The sequence below is a fragment of the Pseudomonas sp. NFPP04 genome (genome assembly GCF_900113815.1).
Taxonomy (GTDB): Bacteria; Pseudomonadota; Gammaproteobacteria; order Pseudomonadales; family Pseudomonadaceae; genus Aquipseudomonas; species Aquipseudomonas extremorientalis.
The window spans coordinates 154,979-173,105 of the sequence record NZ_FOQS01000013.1; the positions used below are offsets into that span (position 1 = coordinate 154,979).

An 18,127-nucleotide genomic window follows, 5' to 3' on the forward strand; every position below is an offset into this window, starting at 1 on the left:
TTCAGCCTCCCAAAGAAGAAGCTCTCGCGCCCAATGGTTGATCACTCCATGCAATCCTCCCCCCGTAAGTCCCGCCGCTGGCTGTTCGGCCTGCTTGTGCTGCTGGTTATCGCCGGCCTGTGCTGGAAGTTCTGGCCCGGCAGCCATAAGGATGGCGCCGAAAAGCCCGCGGGCCATGCCGGCAAGACGGGGATGATGCGCCCGGGGTTCGGCGGCTCCGTCGGCCCGGTACCGGTGCGCGTGGCGCCCGCCGTGCTGGGGGAGTTCCCGGTGTACTACAAGGCGCTGGGCACGGTGACCGCGCTCAACACCATCAATGTGCGCAGCCGGGTAGGCGGCGAGCTGGTGAAGATTGCCTTTGAGGAAGGCCAGATGGTCAAGGCCGGCGACCTGCTCGCCGAGATCGACCCGCGCAGCTACCAGAACGCCTTGCTCCAGGCCCAGGGCACGCTGATGCAGAACCAGGCTCAGTTGAAGAACGCCCAGGTCGATGTGCAGCGTTACCGCGACCTGTACGCCCAGGACAGCATCGCCAAGCAGACCCTGGACACCGCCGAAGCGCTGGTCCTGCAATACCAGGGCACGGTCAAGACCAACCAGGGCGCGGTGGATGACGCCAAGCTCAACCTCGAATTCACCAAGATCCGCGCACCGATCAGCGGCCGCGTGGGCCTGCGCCAGGTCGACGTAGGCAACCTGGTGGCGGCCAACGACACCACCTCACTCGCGGTGATCACCCAGACACAACCGATCAGCGTGGCCTTCACCCTGCCGGAAAACACCCTGGAAACCGTGCTCACCCGCTACCACGCCGGCAACAAGCTGCCTGTAGAGGCCTGGGACCGTGGCGACGTGAAGAAGCAGGCCACCGGCGTGCTGCAAAGCCTGGACAACCAGATAGACGTCACCACCGGCACCCTGAAGTTCAAGGCGCGTTTCGATAACAAGGACCAGGCGCTGTTCCCCAACCAGTTCGTCAATGTGCACTTGCTGGCCGATACCCTGCATAACGTGGTGCTGGCGCCGTCGGCGGCGATCCAGTTTGGCAACACCGGAACCTTCGTCTACGTGCTGGACGGTGACAAGAAGGTCAAGATGCAGCCCCTGGTGGTCGGTGATTCCGATGGCGACAACACGGTGATCAAAGAGGGCCTCAAGGCTGGCGACCGCGTGGTGTTGGAAGGCACCGACCGCTTGAAGGACGGCAGCGAGATCGAAGTGGTCAACGACAGCAGCGAAGTGCCGACCACCCCGACCGAACACCTGCAAGGCAAGCCTGCGGCTAAAGGGGAGACCGGTGCCACCGCCGGCAAGGCGCAAAAGGTCGGTTCATGAACCTGTCGCGGCTGTTTATCCTTCGCCCGGTCGCCACTACGCTGAGCATGCTGGCCATTGTCCTGGCCGGCATCATCGCGTACCGCTTGTTGCCGGTGTCGGCCTTGCCCCAGGTGGATTACCCGACGATCCGGGTGATGACCCTGTACCCCGGGGCCAGCCCGGACGTGATGACCAGTGCGGTCACCGCACCGCTGGAGCGCCAGTTCGGGCAAATGCCCGGCCTCACACAGATGGCCTCCACCAGTTCCGGCGGAGCGTCGGTGCTGACCCTGCGTTTCAACCTCGACATCAATATGGATGTCGCCGAGCAGCAGGTGCAGGCCGCGATCAACGCGGCCACCAACCTGCTGCCCAAGGACCTGCCGGCGCCGCCGGTGTACAACAAGGTCAACCCGGCGGACACCCCGGTGCTGACCCTGGCGATCACCTCCAAGACCATGCTGCTGCCCAAGCTCAATGATCTGGTGGATACGCGGATGGCGCAGAAAATCGCGCAGATCAGCGGCGTCGGCATGGTCAGCATCGCCGGCGGCCAGCGCCAGGCGGTGCGCATCAAGGTCAACCCCGAGGCCCTGGCGGCCAACGGCTTGAACCTGTCCGATGTGCGCACGCTGATCGCCGCGTCCAACGTCAACCAGCCCAAGGGCAACTTCGACGGGCCGACCCGTGTGTCGATGCTCGATGCCAACGACCAGTTGGTCTCGCCCGCGCAATATGCCGAACTGATCCTGGCCTACAACAACGGCGCGCCATTGCGCCTCAAGGACGTGGCGCAGATCGTCGACGGCGCTGAAAATGAACGCCTTGCCGCCTGGGCCAATGAAAACCAGGCGGTGCTGCTGAACATCCAACGCCAGCCGGGTGCCAACGTGATCGAGGTGGTGGACCGCATCAAGGCATTGCTGCCCAGCATCACCGACAACCTGCCGGCCGGCCTCGATGTGACGGTGCTCACCGACCGTACCCAGACCATCCGCGCCTCGGTCAAGGATGTGCAACACGAATTGCTCATCGCCATCGCCCTGGTGGTCATGGTGACGTTCCTGTTCCTGCGCCGGGTCAGTGCCACGATCATCCCGTCCATCGCCGTGCCGCTGTCGCTGGTGGGCACCTTTGGCGTGATGTACCTGGCCGGATTCTCCATCAACAACCTGACGCTGATGGCGCTGACCATCGCCACCGGGTTCGTGGTGGATGACGCGATCGTGATGCTGGAGAACATTTCCCGCTATATCGAGGAAGGCGAAACACCATTGGCCGCCGCCCTCAAGGGCGCCAAGCAGATCGGTTTCACCCTGATTTCCCTGACGCTGTCGCTGATTGCAGTGTTGATCCCGCTGCTGTTCATGGCCGACGTGGTCGGGCGCCTGTTCCGTGAGTTCGCCATTACCCTGGCGGTGGCGATCCTGATTTCCCTGGTGGTGTCCCTGACCCTCACGCCGATGATGTGCGCACGCTTGCTCAAGCGTGAGCCAAAAGAGGAAGAGCAGGGGCGTTTCTACAAGGCCAGCGGTGCCTGGATCGATTGGTTGATTGCGCGTTACGGGAGCATGTTGCAGTGGGTGCTCAAGCACCAGCCACTGACCCTGCTGGTGGCCATCGCCACCCTGGGACTCACTGTATTCCTGTATCTGGTGGTGCCCAAGGGGTTCTTCCCGGTGCAGGATACCGGCGTAATCCAGGGCATTTCCGAAGCACCGCAGTCGATTTCCTTTGCCGCCATGAGCCAGCGCCAGCAGGAGCTGGCCAAGATCATCCTGGCCGATCCGGCGGTGGAAAGCCTGTCGTCGTATATTGGTGTGGACGGCGATAACGCTACCCTCAACAGCGGGCGCCTGTTGATCAACCTCAAGGCCCACGGCCAGCGTGACTTGAGCGCAGCCCAGGTGATCACCCGTTTGCAGCCGCAGATCGACAAGCTGGTGGGCATCCGCCTGTTCATGCAGCCGGTGCAGGACCTGACCATCGAAGACCGTGTGAGCCGTACCCAGTACCAGTTCAGCATGTCCTCGCCGGACGCCGAGCTGCTGGCGCTGTGGAGCGACAAGCTGGTGCATGCGCTCAGCCAGTTGCCGGAACTCACTGATGTGGCCAGCGATCTGCAGGACAAAGGCCTGCAGGTGTACCTGGTGATCGACCGCGATGCGGCCTCGCGGCTGGGCGTGAGCGTATCGACCATCACCGACGCCCTGTACGACGCCTTCGGCCAGCGGCAGATTTCCACCATCTACACCCAGGCCAGCCAGTACCGCGTGGTGTTGCAGGCCCAGTCCGGCGAGACACTCGGGCCGGACGCGCTGAACCAGATCCACGTGAAAACCACCGATGGCGGCCAGGTGCGCTTGTCCAGCCTGGCCCATGTGGAACAGCGTCAGGCGCAGTTGGCGATTGCCCATATCGGCCAGTTCCCGGCGGTGATGATGTCGTTCAACCTGGCCCCCGGCGTCGCGCTGGGCAAAGGCGTGGAGCTGATCAACCAGACCCAGAAAGATATCGGCATGCCGGTGGGCGTGCAGACTCAGTTCCAGGGCGCAGCCCAGGCGTTCGAAGCGTCGCTGTCGAGCACCTTGCTGCTGATCCTGGCGGCGGTGGTCACCATGTACATCGTGCTCGGTGTGCTCTACGAGAGCTATATCCACCCGATCACCATTCTCTCGACCTTGCCATCGGCGGCGGTGGGAGCCTTGCTGGCCTTGCTGCTCAGCGGCAATGACCTGGGCATGATCGCGATCATCGGCATCATTCTGTTGATCGGTATCGTCAAGAAGAACGCGATCATGATGATCGACTTCGCCCTCGACGCTGAACGCAACCAGGGCCTCGACCCGCAGACCGCCATTTACCAGGCGGCCCTGCTGCGCTTCCGGCCGATCCTGATGACCACCCTGGCGGCGTTGTTCGGCGCGGTGCCGTTGATGCTGGCCACCGGTTCCGGCGCGGAATTGCGCCAACCGCTGGGCCTGGTGATGGTCGGCGGTCTGCTGGTGAGCCAGGTGTTGACGCTGTTCACCACCCCGGTGATCTACCTGTACTTCGATCGCCTTGGCCGCCGCTGGCGCAAAGAGCCGCAAAGCCTGGAGCCGGTTGAGTCATGAACCTGTCCGGACCTTTCATCCGCCGGCCGGTCGCGACCATGCTGCTGAGCCTGGCGATCCTGTTGCTCGGCGGTGTCAGCTTCAACCTGCTGCCGGTATCGCCACTGCCGCAGATCGATTTTCCGGTGATCGTGGTATCGGCCAGCTTGCCCGGCGCCAGCCCCGAAGTGATGGCGTCTACCGTGGCCACGCCGCTGGAGCGTTCGTTCGGCGCGATTGCCGGCATCACCACCATGAGCAGTTCGTCGAGCCAGGGCTCCACCCGGGTGATCCTCGCGTTCGATTCCGACCGCGACATCAACGGCGCGGCGCGGGAAGTGCAGGCGGCGATCAACGCCTCGCGCAACCTGCTGCCCAGCGGTATGCGCAGCATGCCCACCTACAAGAAGATCAACCCGTCCCAGGCGCCGATCATGGTGCTGTCGCTGACCTCGGACGTGTTGCAGAAGGGCCAGTTGTACGACCTGGCCTCGACCATTCTTTCCCAGAGCCTCTCGCAGGTTCCGGGTGTGGGCGAAGTGCAGATCGGCGGCAGCTCCCTGCCGGCCGTGCGCATCGAGCTGGAGCCCAAGGCTCTCGACCAGTACGGCGTGGCCCTCGATGATGTGCGCAACACCATCGCCAACGCCAACCAGCGCCGGCCCAAGGGCTCGCTGGAAGACAATGAGCGTAACTGGCAGATCCAGGCCAACGACCAGTTGGAAAAGGCCAAGGACTACGAGCCGCTGCTGATTCGCTACCAGAACGGGGCTGCCCTGCGCCTTGGGGATGTGGCCAAGATCAGCGACGGTGTGGAAGACCGCTATAACAGCGGCTTCTTCAATAACGACTCGGCGGTACTGCTGGTGATCAACCGCCAGTCCGGTGCCAACATCATCGAGACGGTGCGGCAGATCAAGGCGCAGTTGCCGGCGTTGCAGGCGGTGCTACCGTCCAGCGTCAAGCTGAGCCTGGCCATGGACCGCTCGCCGGTGATCACCGCCACCTTGCATGAAGCCGAGATGACCTTGCTGATTGCCGTGGGGCTGGTGATCCTGGTGGTGTACCTGTTCCTGGGGAATTTCCGCGCCTCGCTGATCCCGACCCTGGCGGTGCCGGTGTCGCTGGTGGGCACCTTTGCGGTGATGTACCTGTACGGGTTCTCGTTGAACAACTTCTCGCTGATGGCGTTGATCCTGGCCACCGGCCTGGTGGTGGACGATGCCATCGTAGTGCTGGAGAACATCTCCCGGCACATCGACGAAGGCGTGCCGCCGATGAAGGCGGCGTATCTGGGCGCACAGGAAGTCGGCTTTACCTTGCTGTCGATGAACGTGTCGCTGGTGGCGGTGTTCCTGTCCATCCTGTTCATGGGCGGGATTGTCACCAACCTGTTCCGCGAGTTTTCCATCACCCTGTCGGCGGCGATCATTGTGTCGTTGATTGTCTCGCTGACCCTGACCCCGATGCTCTGCGCGCGCTGGCTGAAACCCCACGTCAAAACGCAGATGACCGGTTTGCAACGCTGGAGCCAGAAGATCAACGACCGCATGGTCGCCGGCTACGCCACCAGCCTGGACTGGGTGCTGCGCCATCGGCGCCTGACCCTGCTCAGCCTGTTGCTGACCATCGGCATGAACGTGGCGCTGTACGTGGTGGTGCCGAAAACCTTCATGCCCCAGCAGGACACCGGCCAATTGATCGGTTTTGTGCGCGGTGACGACGGCCTGTCGTTCAGCGTGATGCAGCCGAAAATGGAGACCTTCCGCAAGGCGGTGCTCAAGGACCCGGCGGTGCTCAGCGTGGCCGGCTTCATCGGCGGCAACAACGGCACCAACAACGCGGTGATGCTGGTCCGCCTCAAGCCCATCAGCGAGCGCAAGGTCTCCGCCCAGGCGGTGATCGAGCGTCTGCGCAAGGATGTGCCGCTGGTGCCGGGCGGGCGTCTGTTCCTGATGGCCGACCAGGACCTGCAATTCGGCGGTAGCCGCGACCAGACCAGTGCGCAGTATTCCTACATCCTGCAAAGCGGCGACCTGGCGGCATTGCGCCTGTGGTACCCGAAAGTGGTCGCGGCCCTGCGCGAGTTGCCGGAACTCACCGCCATCGACGCCCGTGAAGGTCGGGGCGCGGCGCAGGTCACGTTGATTGTCGACCGCGACCAGGCCAAGCGCCTGGGGATCGACATGAACATGGTCACGGCCGTACTGAACAACGCCTACAGCCAGCGGCAGATTTCGACCATCTACGACAGCCTCAACCAGTATCAGGTGGTGATGGAGGTCAACCCGAAATATGCCCAGGACCCGATCACCCTCAACCAGATGCAGGTGATCACGTCCACGGGCGCACGGGTGCCGTTGTCGACCATCGCCCATTATGAGAACAGCCTGGCCGACGACCGCGTCAGCCACGAAGGCCAGTTCGCCTCGGAAGACATCGCCTTCGACATGGCGCCCGGCGTGACGGTGGAGCAGGGTACGGCCGCCATCGAACGGGCGATTGCCAAGGTCGGCTTGCCGGAAGACGTGATTGCCAAGATGGCCGGTACCGCCGATGCCTTCGCGGCCACGCAGAAGGGCCAGCCGTTCATGATCCTCGGCGCGCTGGTGGCGGTGTACCTGGTGTTGGGCATTCTGTACGAAAGCTACATTCACCCGCTGACCATTCTCTCGACCTTGCCCTCGGCGGGTGTCGGCGCCATGCTCGCCATTTACCTGACGGGAGGCGAGTTCAGCCTGATCTCCCTGCTGGGCCTGTTCCTGTTGATTGGGGTGGTGAAGAAAAACGCGATCCTGATGATCGACCTGGCGCTGCAGCTGGAACGCAATGACCGCATGGGGCCGCTCGAATCGATTCGCAGTGCCTGCCTGCTGCGCTTGCGCCCGATCCTGATGACCACCCTGGCAGCAATCCTCGGCGCCTTGCCGTTGCTGCTGGGTGCGGGCGATGGCGCGGAAATGCGCCGTCCCCTGGGCCTGACCATTATCGGTGGCCTGGTGTTCAGCCAGGTCCTGACCCTTTACACCACCCCGGTGGTTTACCTTTATCTCGACCGCGCGCGCCACCGCTTCAACGCCTGGCGCGGCGTGCGGACCGATGCTGCCCTGGACACTGCGCTATGACCGATTCAACCTTTGCCCGATTGGCCCTGTTCCGGGGTTCCCGCGTGGCGAGCCTGGTGCTCTGCGGCGTGTTGCTCAGCGCCTGCGCCGTCGGCCCCGACTACAAACGCCCGGAAGTGGTCGAGCCGGCGCAATTCAAGGAAGCCAAGGGTTGGCGCCAGGCCACCCCCAGTGATTCCCTGGCCCGTGGTGCCTGGTGGGAGTTGTACGGCGACCGCCAGCTCAATGAGCTGGTGCTGCGCCTGAACAGTTCCAACCAGACCGTGGCCCAGGCCGAAGCGCGCTTTCGCCAGGCCCAGGCACTGGTGCGCAGTTCCCGTGGGGCGTTTTACCCCACCGTCGACCTGAGCGCCGGGAAAACTCGGGCCAGCCAGGGCACCGGCAGCAGCAGCGCCAGCCTGAGCAGTTCCAGCAGCGGTATCCGCGACACCCTCAATGCGCAGTTGGGCGTGAGCTGGGAAGCGGACATCTGGGGCAAGCTGCGCCGGGGCCTGGAAGCCAATGAGGCCAGTGCCGAAGCCAGCTCGGCGGACCTGGCGGCGATGCGCCTGAGCCAGCAGTCGGAACTGGTGCAAAGCTACCTGCAACTGCGCGTCATGGATGAACAGACGCGCCTGCTGCAAGCGACCCTGGAGACTTATCAGCGCTCCCTGCAAATGACCGAAAACCAGTACCGCGCCGGTGTTTCCGGCAAGGACGCGGTGGCCCAGGCGCAGACCCAGCTCAAGACCACCCAGGCCAGCCTGATCGACCTGATCTGGCAGCGCGCCCAGCTGGAAAACGCGATTGCGGTACTGATTGGCGAGGCGCCGGCCAACTTCAACCTGGCGGTGAGCAAGGACATTCCGGCGCTGCCGCAGATCCCGGTGAGCCTGCCGTCGCAACTGCTTGAGCGTCGCCCGGACATCGCCTCGGCCGAACGCTCGGTGATCGCCGCCAACGCCAATATCGGCGTGGCCAAGGCCGCCTACTACCCGGACCTGACCCTGAGCCTGGCCGGTGGTTACTCCAGCAGCACGTACGCCGACTGGATCAGCCTGCCGAACCGCTTCTGGTCGGTAGGGCCCAAGCTGGCCATGACGCTGTTCGATGGTGGCCAGCGCTCGGCGGAAGTCGACCGTACCGTAGCCTCCTATGACGAGACGGTGGCCAAGTACCGCCAGACCGTGCTGGATGGTTTCCGCGAAGTGGAAAACTACATGGTGCAGCTCAAGGTGCTGGAGGACGAGGCGGTGGTCAGCAACGAAGCGCTGGCGGCAGCGCGTGAGTCGCTGCGCCTGACCCAGAACCAGTACAAGGCCGGGCTGATTGCCTACCTGGATGTGGTCACTGTGCAGGCCACGGCCCTGAGCAACGAGCGCACGGTGCTGACCTTGCTGCAGACGCGCCTGGTGGCCAGTGTGCAATTGATCGCCGCGTTGGGCGGTGGCTGGGATGGACAGACACCGATCGCCGACAAAAACTGAAGATCAACTCGATCCAATGGGTGGGCTTGCTGTGATGAACAGGCGTGTTGAGGTTGGCGGGCCCGCTCACCGCAATAAGCCCGCTCACCAAGTCCCACTGCCATATTTGGCCTCAACAAATCCTCGTTTTGAGTCATCCGATTGGCGTCAAAATGCCACTAATGGCGCTCTGATAATTAATCAAGTACTCAAGAATTATTCTCGCTACAATCGCCCGCTTTGCCATTTCGCACGGGCCTTTCGGGCTCGCTGTGCACGAGAAGTCCCATGCTCATCGGTAGTTACTCGCCCTCGCTGGTCGTGATCTCACTGTTCGTTGCGATCCTCGCTTCTTACACCGCGCTGGACCTTTCTGGCCGCATCGCCACCGCCAAGGGGCGCGCCGTTTACTTATGGATCACTGGCGGATCCATGGCGATGGGGGTGGGGGTGTGGTCCATGCACTTCATCGGCATGCTGGCTTTGCGCTTGCCGTTTACCCTGGGCTTCGACCTGGGGATTACCGCGCTGTCGTTGCTGATTGCGGTGCTGTCCAGCGGCTTTGCCTTGTGGCTGGTCAGCCAACCGCGCCTGCCGGCCTGGCAGCTGGGGTTGGGGGCGCTGATCATGGGCACCGGCATTGCCAGCATGCACTACACCGGCATGGCGGCGATGCGCATGACGCCGGGCATCGATTACGACCCGACGCTGTTTGGCGCTTCGTTATTGATCGCGGTGGTGGCCTCCGGTGCAGCGTTGTGGATCGCCCATAATCTGCGCCGCAATACGCCGTATGTGCGCCTGGCCCGGGGTGGGGCGGCGGTGGTGATGGGTTTTGCCATCGTCGGTATGCATTACACCGGCATGGCAGCCGCACGCTTTGCCGATGAGAGCTTCTGCGGCGCGGCACTGAACGGTTTGAGCGGCAAGGGCCTGGATAACCTGGTGCTGGTTACCACCCTGGCGGTGCTGGCCATCGCTTTGCTGACGTCGTTGCTCGACGCACGCCTGGAAGCGCGCACAGCGGTTCTCGCCGACTCCCTGAGCCAGGCCAACCAGGAACTGACCCACCTGGCCCTGCACGACATGCTCACCGGCCTGCCCAACCGCACCTTGCTCGCCGACCGCATCCAGCAAGCCATGCAGGCGGTGAAAGAGCAGGGCGGCTGTTTTGCGCTGATGTTTATCGACCTGGACGGCTTCAAGCCGGTCAACGATGCTTTTGGCCACCATATGGGCGACCAGTTGCTGCGCGAAGTCGGCCAGCGCCTGCGTGAAGAGTTGCGCAGTCACGACACCCTGGCGCGCATCGGCGGCGATGAGTTCGTATTGCTGGTGCAACTGACCCAGCCGGACGATGCCCTCGGCCTGGCCGAGCGCCAGGTGGTGCTGATCAACCGCGCCTTCCAGGTGGCCGAACATGAGTTGAAGATCTCCGCCAGCGTGGGCATCGCCGTGTTCCCGGGCAACGGCAATAACCCCCAGGAATTGCTGATGAACGCCGACGCCGCGATGTACCACGCCAAGGGCATGGGCAAGAACGGCTACAGCTTCTTTGATGCGTCGATGAACACCAACGCGCGCAAGCAATTGCAGTTGTTGCAGGACCTGCGCAATGCGGTGGAACAGCAACAATTTCGCTTGTACTACCAGCCCAAGTACGATGCGGCCAGTGGCATTGCGGTGGGGGCCGAAGCGCTGTTGCGCTGGGAGCATCCACAACAGGGCCTGTTGTTGCCGGCGACGTTTATCGAATTGGCGGAAAAGACCGGGTTGATCATCCCCATCGGCGAATGGGTACTCGATGAAGCCTGTCGCCAAATGAGCCTGTGGTACGCCCAGGGCTACGAAGATTGGCGTATCGCCGTGAACCTGTCGGCGCTGCAGTTCTGCCACGCCGGGCTGGTCAAGAGCGTGGCTCAAGCCCTTGAGCGTCATCGCTTGCCAGCCAACAGCCTGACCCTGGAAATCACCGAGACCACCGCCATGAGCGACGCCGATGCGAGCATGACGGTGTTGCAGCAGTTGTCGGACATGGGCGTCGATCTTTCCATAGATGACTTCGGCACGGGTTATTCCAGCCTGATGTACCTCAAGCGCCTGCCGGCCAACGAGTTGAAGATCGACCGTGGGTTTGTACGCGACCTGGAGCACGACAGCGATGATGCCGCCATCGTCTCGGCCATTGTCGCCCTCGGCCAGGCCCTGGGCCTGCGTATTGTTGCCGAAGGGGTGGAAACCGATGTGCAACAGAACTTTCTCACGCGCCTGGGGTGTAACTCCCTGCAAGGTTACCTGCTGGGCCATCCGTTGCCGGCGGAAGGGTTCATGGTCGACATCCAGCGTGCCGAAGACACCTTGGCGCCTGACAAAAGCCGTGCATGACGGGTATTCTTGGATCCAGCCCTAAACATCAGGTTGAATCAGGAGACCGCACGCATGGACAAAGTCGTCATCATCACCGGGGGCAGCCGTGGGATCGGCGCCGAGACGGCGTTGCTGGCCGCTCGCCAGGGTTATCGCATCTGCATCAACTATCAGTCTGACGAAGAGGCTGCCCACCGTGTGCTCGAACAAGTCCGCGCCCTGGGCGCCCAGGCGATTACCGTGCGCGCCGACGTGAGCATTGAAGATGAAGTGATTGCACTGTTTCATCGCGTCGACACCGAACTGGGCCGCGTCACCGCACTGGTCAACAACGCCGGCACCGTGGGGCACAAATCCCGTGTGGATGAGATGTCCGAGTTCCGTATCCTGAAAATCATGAAGACCAATGTGCTGGGGCCGATCCTGTGTGCCAAGCACGCGGTGCTGCGCATGTCGCCCAAGCATGGCGGGCAGGGCGGCAGCATTGTCAACGTGTCGTCGGTGGCGGCGCGCCTGGGGTCGCCCGGCGAGTATGTCGACTACGCTGCGTCAAAGGGCGCGCTCGACTCCTTCACCATTGGTCTGTCAAAGGAAGTGGCGGGTGAGGGCATTCGCGTCAACGCGGTGCGTCCTGGCTATATCTACACCGACTTCCATGCCCTGAGCGGCGACCCGGACCGGGTCAGCAAACTCGAATCCGGTATCCCCATGGCCCGTGGCGGGCGCCCGGATGAGGTGGCGGAAGCGATTATCTGGCTGCTGTCGGATAAGGCTTCGTATGCCACCGGGACGTTCCTTGATTTGGGCGGTGGCCGTTAGACGGCGGTGCTATCGGGTCCGCAAATGGCGCAGTGCGTCATAGCCCTTTAATGAAAACGCCTGGAGCAGGCTGGCTTCCGAATTGTAAACGGTGCTGTAGCCATCGCTGTTGAAACCATCGATCTGTCCATTGCGGCTATGGCTACCGTTTAGATAGCGATCGTCCAGGTTATCGAGAAACCGCAACACTTGGTCCAGATAGTAGAGCGCATTGGCCCTGGCTTCCGGGTGCGGGTTGGCTTCGGTGAAGTCACCCACCTGGCGTTTCAGGTCATCAATCAAGTGGTAATTGTCGCGATTGTCCAAAAAATTCTTAAGTACAGGGCTCTGTTCGATAATCCTGTCTGCAGAACGGTGATCGCCGGCAGGGCGCCCCGTCGGGCCTGTCATCTCGCGTATTTGTTGCTGTTCTGCTGCACGCATGTAATGGGGGGGATCGGCAGTGGCTTGACGGACATGCTCATGGGAAAGTTCCGGGTCAAAATGGGGTAAACGCATTCTCCCTTGTGAGAAACTTGCGCTTCTTTATGTGGTTCCTTGTTTTATCGGGTTCCCGTTCAAAACGACCGCACAATCCGCCCCAACGTCTCCATCGCCTTTTCCAACGCCTCGGTCCACGGGCTGCCATAGTTCAGGCGAATGCAATTGCGAAAGCGCTGGGTCGCCGAGAAGATCGGCCCCGGCGCAATGCTGATGCCCTGCGCCAGGGCCATCTGGAACAGCTTCAGCGAGTCCGTCTGCTCCGGCAGTTCCAACCACAGGAAGTACCCGCCGGCCGGTTGGCTGACCCGCGTCTGTGCCGGAAAGTAGCGCGCGATGGCGGCCAGCATGGCGCTTTGCTGTTCTTCCAGGGCATAGCGCAATTTGCGCAGGTGCCGGTCGTAGCCGCCATGTTGCAGGTAATCGGCAATTGCGGCCTGGGCCGGCATTGAGGGGCATAGCGACGTCATCAGTTTCAAACGTTCGACCTTCTGCGCAAAACGCCCGGCCGCGACCCAGCCCACGCGATAGCCGGGGGCCAGGCTTTTGGCGAAGGAGCCGCAATGCATCACCAGGCCCTCAGTGTCGAAGGCCTTGGCCGGTTTGGGTGCCTGTTGCCCGTAATACAGCTCGGCGTACACGTCATCTTCGATCAGTGGCACCTGATGCTCGCGCAGCAGTTCCACCAGGGCCTGCTTCTTGGCTTCCGGCAGCGTCGCGCCCATGGGGTTCTGGAAGCTGGTCATGGTCCAGCAAGCCTTGATCGGGTAGCGCTGCAGGGATTGCGCCAGGGCGTTGAGGTCGATGCCGTCGCGCGGGTGCACGGGGATTTCCACGGCCTTGAGTTTCAAACGCTCCAACACTTGCAGGCACGCATAGAACGCCGGCGCTTCGATGGCCACCAGGTCACCCGGTTCGGTGACGGCTTGCAGGCACAGGTTGAGGGCTTCCAAGGCGCCATTGGTGATCAGCAGTTCCTCCATGGGCAGCATCAGGCCACCGACCATGTAGCGCAGGGCGATTTGCCGACGCAGTTGCGGGTTGCCCGGCGACATGTCGGTGACCACCAGGCGCGGGTCCATTTCGCGGCTGGCGCTGGCCAGGGACCGGGCCAGGCGCGGCAACGGGAACAGCATCGGGCTGGGGAACGCCGAGCCGAAGGGCACGGTGTTGGGGTCCTTGATCGAGTCGAGCACCGAGAACACCAGTTCGCTCACATCCACTTCGGTGGACTCATGCACCTGCTCGCTCACCACCGGCTCGGAAAACGGGCTGGGTGCGTGGGTGTTGACGAAGTAGCCGGAACGCGGCCGTGCCCGGATCAGGCCACGGCGTTCCAGCAGGTAGTAGGCCTGGAACACTGTCGACGGGCTGACGCCGTACGTCTGGCTGGCGTAGCGTACCGAAGGTACCCGCTGGCCGGGGCCGAGCACGCCGGAGCGGATCAGTTCTGCGATGTCGTCGGCGAATTTTTCGTAGCGTTTCATGGGGGCTCAATTAGCTTTTTACAGGTATTTTTCAGCGGTTCAGCGGCGCCACAAAGCGGCTGTCGGCAGCGCTATGGATCCACGGCTCATCCACATCCGAGACTTTGAAGCGCAAGGTCTGCGAGCTGCTCGTCGGTTTGTCCGCCAGCAATGCCACCGACACCGGCACATCGATGATTTCCCCCGGTGCCAGGCTGATCTCGGTCTTGCCCTGCAATTGGAAGCCGTCGGCGTCCACCAATTCCAGGCGGTAATCCTGGCGCTGCTGGGTCTTGTTGATCACCTTGAGGCTGTAGATGTTTTCAATCTGGCCCTGGGCGTTCTCGCGAAACATGCCACGGTCCTTGGTCACGTCCAGCGAGACCATGGGTCGTTCCACCAAGGCCACCACCAGGGCTGCGATCATCACCAGCAGCACCGCACTGTAGCCGATCAGGCGCGGCCGTAGCAGATGGGTCTTGCCGCCTTGCAGTTGATGTTCGCTGGTATAGCTCACCAGGCCGCGCGCGTAGCCCATCTTGTCCATGATCGAATCGCAGGCGTCGATGCACGCTGCACAACCGATGCACTCCATTTGCAGACCATCGCGGATGTCGATACCGGTAGGGCAAACCTGCACGCACAGTTGGCAGTCGATGCAATCGCCCAGGCCGACGTCGGCGGGTTTCACTTCACGTTTGCGCGGGCCACGGCGTTCGCCGCGAGCCACGTCGTAGGAAATGGTCAGGGTGTCCTTGTCGAACATCACGCTCTGGAACCGCGCATACGGGCACATGTGCATGCACACTGCTTCGCGCAACCAGCCGGCGTTGATGTAGGTGGCACCGGTAAAGAACAGCACCCAGAACAGGCTGACGCCGCCCATCTGCCAGGTCAGCAGTTCGCTGGCCAGGGGGCGGATCGGCGTGAAATAGCCGACAAAGGTCAGCCCGGTCAGCACACTGATGCCCAGCCACAAGGCGTGCTTGGCCGAGCGCCGCGCCAGTTTGTCCAGGCTCCAGGGCCCGGCATGCAGCTTGATGCGCTGGTTGCGTTCACCTTCGGTGACCTTTTCACACCACATGAACAGCCAGGTGAATGAACTCTGCGGGCAGGTGTAGCCGCACCACACACGGCCAGCGAACACGGTGATCGCAAACAGGCCGAAGGCGCAGATGATCAGCAAGGCCGACAGCAGGATGAAATCCTGGGGCCAGAAGGTCGCCCCGAAGATGTGGAATTTGCTTTCAGCCAAGTCCCACAGCACCGCTTGCCGGCCACCCCAGTTCAGCCACACGGTGCCGAAAAACGCCAGGAACAGAAAGCCTGCACCGCCTACGCGCAAGGTGCGGAACAGGCCGGTGAAACTGCGGGTATGAATCAGATTGTCGCTGGATTTGGCCTTCACCTTCTTCGGGTGTATGGGCTCAAAGGTTTCCACGGTGGGGATTCTTTCGCTCATGTCGTTCGCTCATCAGCCTCCATCAGGCCAATGAACTATGCGCGGGGGGCTGTTTGCATAACAGACTCAGGTAGCGTGATAAAAAGCGGATCAGATAGGCTGCGCGAGGTGTGCTGCGACAATGCGCTGCACCCCGTATCGCCTAGGGTGCAGCGCTATGACGGGTGTATTGATACAGATCAATCAAATCAGCGAACCAGGCTCTTCGGCCTTCACATGCTGGCGTCCATCGTGGGCTCCGGCGACCGTCAGCGCGTCGGCCTCGGCTTCAGTGATATAGATCCGCTCGGCGGCCAATTCCACGTAGGACATGGATTTTTCGGTGTCGGTCAGGACAGTGACCCGCGTCGCTGGCACGCTCTGTTCCTGGCGGTTGTCGTCGAGCATGAAGTAGCACAGTTGGTTGTCGATACGAATGGGCATGCCGATCTCCTTTCTCATGGGCTATGCAAGGTTAGGGGTAGGCAATGTGCAGGGGTTCCAGGCAACTGACTGGCGGTCGCCGCTGTCCATCCTTTACCAACAACGATAAAGGACGGCATCCATGGACGCCTGGTGGCATGAAGTGTGGCAAACCCTGCAGGCTGAATTCGCTGATATCGGCGACGCCAGGCAACTCACCCAGATCACCGTGCGCCTGCTGATCGCGGCGGTCCTGGGCGGCATCCTCGGCTTTGAGCGCGAGAGCAAGGGCAAGGCCGCCGGGGTGCGCACCCACATGCTGGTAGCAATGGGGGCCGCGTTATTTGTAATGGTGCCGCAGATGTCCGGCAATCAGGCGGATGCAATGAGCCGGGTGGTCCAGGGGGTAATTGCCGGGATCGGTTTCCTGGGCGCGGGCACCATCATCAAAGGCAAGGACGATGAAGAAGGGCATGTCAAAGGCCTGACCACCGCCGCCGGCCTGTGGATGACCGCTGCGATTGGGGTCTCGGCCGGGTTGGGCCGGGAATCGACAGCGGTACTCAGTACATTGCTGGCCTTGGCGGTGTTCAGCGTGATGCCCAGGCTTGTGCGTATGTTGGAGAAGTAGGCCTATGCTGGGCGGCCAGCCTCATAGCACCACATCGCTTGGTTGTAGTTGGCCTCGTACTTCCACTTCAAAGGTCGCGTGTCCTGCCCCGTAATTTATCATCAGCGTGCTGACGTTTTCTTTTGGGTCATAGTAAATGGCGCCTTCGCCAGCTATCAGCCCGTGTCCCATCCCCTGCTCGAGGACGGACTCGTTCAAGCGTACCGGCTTGCCGCCGGTTACTGTGCGTATACCCGACACATCAATCTTGTCCTTGCCGCTTTCGAAATCCATGATGGTATCGACGCCGTTGAACATGCTCGAATCAGTCGGACTGCCGTAGACAAATGTATCCGCGCCTTTCCCGCCCCACAGCTTGTCCCAGCCTCTGCCGCCATGAATAACGTCGTTACCGTCACCGCCTTCCAGGATGTTATTGGCGTCGTTACCCACGATCAAATCGTCGCCCTTGCCGCCTTTGGCGTTTTCGATGATGACGCCATTGGCGATAGAAAGGTTCCTGTCACGGCCATTGGCATTGGTGAAGGTGCCCGGCATCAGGCTGATCTTCTGGTCCTTTTTGTAACCGGAAAGATCCAGCGTGTCGTTGCCGCCGCCATCCCAGATGGTACCCCTGAGTTCATCCTTGTCGGACTTGAGCTTCAGGACGTCACGGTCGGCGTTCGAGTTGAAGCCGTAGACAGTGTCTCCCTTGCGCGTTTGATGGTTAGCGCCGTATCGGCTTTGAATCGCGGTGATGTCATCCATCAAGGGCATAGGTGTAGGGCTTCCATGTTGATATTTGCTCATGATGGTGTGTTTACGGGAGTCCTCCAAATAGCCAAGTTTGTTCTGTTCATATTTTTTTCCGTAGTTGCGTCCCGGGTGGGTCAAGCCAAGCGTGTGGCCGGCTTCATGCACCAACGTCGTCACGCCGCCCGGGCCTGAACTTTCCTTTTCTGTGGTCCAGACCTGTGCGCTTTGCTTTTCTTTTTTCGGCTGAATGGCGTGGGGGTTGAAGGGCGCGTGTTCACCTCTCGGGTTGCGCATGGTCTTAAAGTTTCCGAACTCGATATGGCCTTCGCTTTGCTCATTTCTTGGTCCTTCGACAAACTTGACGTTCGTCACATCTGCCCACTGGTTGAGTGCGTCGCGGGTTTTAGCCTTATTTGCTTCGGACACATCATTCACGCCCTGGTAGCGGCCGTACTCTTTTTTAGGTTTATCGGAGCCGGGTATGAACGAGTAGGTGACAACCGTGACACCATCACCGTTCTTGTCACGCCAACCTAAATGCGGACTTATCAAGCGCGGGATAGCTTCCTGCGAGGTTTTTGACTTCAGGCCATTTTTTTCAATATGCCCACCGCGGTCATCGCGGTGCTTGAAGTCGTCGACCTGTTGGTAGGTGGCACTACCGTGGGGGGAAATGGCGCTGATCGGCATGGGGGTTCCTATTCAAAATCGTGAGCCCAGAGTTTGCTCGCGTTGAATAGGCTGCGTACTAAGCACTTTCCGAAAGTCGTGAGAGATGTTTAC

The 18,127-nt window shown here is 61.6% G+C and carries 12 protein-coding genes; 7 read left to right on the forward strand and 5 right to left on the reverse strand.

The window, feature by feature from the left end:
• Positions 1-33 precede the first annotated feature (33 nt).
• From BM017_RS23915 to BM017_RS23940, 6 genes are all read left to right on the forward strand, one after another.
• The gene (locus tag BM017_RS23915) at positions 34-1,335 is read left to right on the forward strand and encodes an MdtA/MuxA family multidrug efflux RND transporter periplasmic adaptor subunit (RefSeq protein WP_092249066.1); all 1,302 of its coding nucleotides are present in this window, start codon (positions 34-36) and stop codon (positions 1,333-1,335) included.
• Positions 1,332-4,433: an MdtB/MuxB family multidrug efflux RND transporter permease subunit gene (locus BM017_RS23920; protein ID WP_092249068.1), complete on the forward strand. Its 3,102-nt coding sequence runs from the start codon at positions 1,332-1,334 to the stop codon at positions 4,431-4,433. Before BM017_RS23915 ends, BM017_RS23920 begins: the two co-directional genes overlap by 4 nt.
• A complete protein-coding gene (locus BM017_RS23925; RefSeq protein ID WP_071490593.1) occupies positions 4,430-7,537 on the forward strand; it encodes an efflux RND transporter permease subunit in 3,108 nt (1,035 codons plus the stop codon). The genes BM017_RS23920 and BM017_RS23925 overlap by 4 nt, the downstream gene beginning before the upstream one ends.
• A complete protein-coding gene (locus BM017_RS23930; protein WP_092249070.1) occupies positions 7,534-9,003 on the forward strand; it encodes an efflux transporter outer membrane subunit in 1,470 nt (489 codons plus the stop codon). Before BM017_RS23925 ends, BM017_RS23930 begins: the two co-directional genes overlap by 4 nt.
• Positions 9,004-9,270: 267 nt before the next feature.
• Positions 9,271-11,367, forward strand: a complete 2,097-nt coding sequence (locus tag BM017_RS23935) for a putative bifunctional diguanylate cyclase/phosphodiesterase (protein ID WP_092249072.1) — start codon at positions 9,271-9,273, stop codon at positions 11,365-11,367.
• 54 nt (positions 11,368-11,421) lie between these two features.
• Positions 11,422-12,168, forward strand: a complete 747-nt coding sequence (locus BM017_RS23940) for an SDR family oxidoreductase (protein ID WP_092249074.1) — start codon at positions 11,422-11,424, stop codon at positions 12,166-12,168.
• A 9-nt stretch (positions 12,169-12,177) separates the two neighbouring features.
• Here the strand turns inward: BM017_RS23940 and BM017_RS23945 are convergent, their stop codons facing one another.
• The 4 genes from BM017_RS23945 to BM017_RS23960 form a co-directional block, all read right to left on the reverse strand.
• Positions 12,178-12,666, reverse strand: a complete 489-nt coding sequence (locus BM017_RS23945) for a hypothetical protein (RefSeq protein WP_256575675.1) — start codon at positions 12,664-12,666, stop codon at positions 12,178-12,180.
• 59 nt (positions 12,667-12,725) lie between these two features.
• Positions 12,726-14,135 carry a GntR family transcriptional regulator MpaR gene (gene mapR, locus BM017_RS23950; RefSeq protein WP_092249078.1) on the reverse strand — a complete coding sequence of 470 codons (1,410 nt, stop codon included), beginning with the start codon at positions 14,133-14,135 and terminating at the stop codon, positions 12,726-12,728.
• 31 nt (positions 14,136-14,166) lie between these two features.
• Entirely contained in the window at positions 14,167-15,576 is a 1,410-nt protein-coding gene (gene ccoG / locus BM017_RS23955; RefSeq protein ID WP_092249080.1) for a cytochrome c oxidase accessory protein CcoG, read from the reverse strand.
• A gap of 183 nt (positions 15,577-15,759) precedes the next feature.
• A complete protein-coding gene (locus tag BM017_RS23960; RefSeq protein WP_092249082.1) occupies positions 15,760-15,999 on the reverse strand; it encodes a DUF3203 family protein in 240 nt (79 codons plus the stop codon).
• A 121-nt stretch (positions 16,000-16,120) separates the two neighbouring features.
• Between BM017_RS23960 and BM017_RS23965 the strand changes: the two genes are divergently transcribed.
• Positions 16,121-16,609 (forward strand): MgtC/SapB family protein, encoded by a 489-nt coding sequence (locus BM017_RS23965; RefSeq protein ID WP_071490585.1) that lies wholly within the window; start codon positions 16,121-16,123, stop codon positions 16,607-16,609.
• Positions 16,610-16,630: 21 nt separating this feature from the next.
• Here the strand turns inward: BM017_RS23965 and BM017_RS29535 are convergent, their stop codons facing one another.
• A complete protein-coding gene (locus BM017_RS29535; RefSeq protein WP_092249084.1) occupies positions 16,631-18,034 on the reverse strand; it encodes a M10 family metallopeptidase C-terminal domain-containing protein in 1,404 nt (467 codons plus the stop codon).
• Between the last annotated feature and the right edge of the window lie 93 nt (positions 18,035-18,127).